The following is a 1,833-nucleotide window of genomic DNA, read 5'->3' on the forward strand; positions in this document are numbered from 1 at the left end:
TTAAGTTCGGTTGGTATAGGGCGTATTTGACCACACCAAACAGCACGTTTGGGATATAGTCAAGCTCGGATAAGTACGCCCACATGAGCTGTCTTATGCCATCTTTGCCAAGCGTTTGGGTGAGCTTGGTCAGCACCCGTTCGGCTTTGGCAGGGTCGGTTGTTACATCCACGACCGTGTCAAAAAACTTTGGTATGTACTCATGACGACACACCAATGTCGCCCTGTCTGTGCACTTTTGCTCATAACAGACAAACACCGCCGTCAGCCAGCCATCAAAATCGCTGTCATGGGTTAGGGTAATGCTGTCATCGATGGTTAATAAATCCAAATTATTTTCCAATTTATCAAAATAAGCATATTACAGTGGGCAATATTATGCACGCCGATATCACAAAAAACATCTTGGGCGTATTGATAAAACCTTAAAACAAAGCAAGCTGTCCTGTTCGCTCGTCTTTGAATTTGGTTTGGGTTCGTCCGATAAGATATTGCCTAAAATTATCCTTGGTCAAATGTGCCAAATGTTCATTTTTGCCCGACAACGCCATAAAATACTTGACACGATTGACCGCCGCCCCCATCTTTTGGATATGCTCCAAAGTCAGCGTGCGAAACTGTCTTGCTTTGATGATTTTTTTGGCGGTCTTGACCCCAATACCGGGTATGCGAAGTATCATCTCATAGGGAGCGGTTTGGATATGCACGGGGAAAAACTCACGGTGGCGTATCGCCCATGCCAATTTGGGGTCGCACTCTAAGTCCAAAAAAGGCTCGTCAGGCGTGACAATCTCATGAGCTAAAAAACCATAAAACCGCATGAGCCAGTCGGCTTGATACAGGCGGTTTTCACGCACCATCGGCACAGGCGTGGAGAGAGCAGGCAGATTTTTGTCCGCCAATACAGGCACATAGCCTGAATAATACACCCGTCTTAGGTCGTATTTTTGATAAACATGACTGGCAAGACTCACCACTTGCAAATCCGTCTCGCCCGTTGCTCCCACTATCATTTGGCTGGTCTGTCCTGCGGGGACAAATTTGGGGGCTTTTTTGTGGTGCTTTTTGCTGTCTTTGAATACCACAATCTCATCTTTGACCGTTTGCATGGGGGCTTTTAGTTGGTCGTGGGTTTTTTCGGGGGCGAGCAGTTTTAGCCCTGAGATGGTCGGAATCTCGATATTGGCACTTAGGCGGTCAGCATACAGACCTGCTTGGCGTAAAAGCTCAGGCGATGCCCCTGGTATGGTTTTTAGATGGATATAACCGCCAAAGCGTTCTTCTTCACGCAGTCGCCGTGCCACTTCAACGAGTCGCTCCATCGTATAGTCGGCACTTTTGAATATGCCTGAGCTCAAAAACAGCCCTTCGATGTAGTTTCGCCGATAAAATTGCATGGTCAAATCCACCACTTCTTCGACCGTAAAGGCGGCTCGGGGCGTGTCATGGCTACGTCTTGACGTGCAGTAACTACAATCATAAATGCAGTGGTTGGTAAATAGGATTTTGAGTAGGCTCACGCACCGCCCATCGTCGGTAAAACTGTGGCAAATGCCCGATGTAGACGAATTGCCAAGAGAGCCCCCTTGGTTTTTGCGGTTTGAACCTGATGATGAGCAAGAGACGTCATATTTGGCGGCGTCAGCTAGAATGTTGAGCTTGCTTTGGATACGGTCAAAATTGATGGTCATGGCGTATGATGGTAATCCTTGATAAAATAAAACTTGATAAACTGCTCTGGTATCGGAGTATAACTTTATGATTTTATTAAAATTTTAAAAAAAATGGGGGCGTGATACATCAATTTCAAGAGATTTTTCAATTTTCAATTTT

The 1,833-nt window shown here is 45.9% G+C and carries 1 protein-coding gene and 1 pseudogene; both read right to left on the reverse strand.

Annotated elements, in window-relative coordinates:
• Nucleotides 1-331: pseudogene (locus B5J93_RS10995) on the reverse strand (TIGR03915 family putative DNA repair protein); the annotation flags it as partial.
• 94 nt (nucleotides 332-425) lie between these two features.
• The gene (locus B5J93_RS11000; protein WP_079326418.1) at nucleotides 426-1,691 is read right to left on the reverse strand and encodes a putative DNA modification/repair radical SAM protein; all 1,266 of its coding nucleotides are present in this window, start codon (nucleotides 1,689-1,691) and stop codon (nucleotides 426-428) included.
• Nucleotides 1,692-1,833: the final 142 nt, after the last annotated feature.

This window comes from Moraxella equi (assembly GCF_002027555.1).
Lineage (GTDB): Bacteria > Pseudomonadota > Gammaproteobacteria > Pseudomonadales > Moraxellaceae > Moraxella > Moraxella equi.

Excerpts from the sequence above, each read along its gene's own strand:
- B5J93_RS11000 (WP_079326418.1), bottom strand. The coding sequence starts at position 1,691 with ATGACCATCAATTTTGACCGTATCCAAAGCAAGCTCAACATTCTAGCT.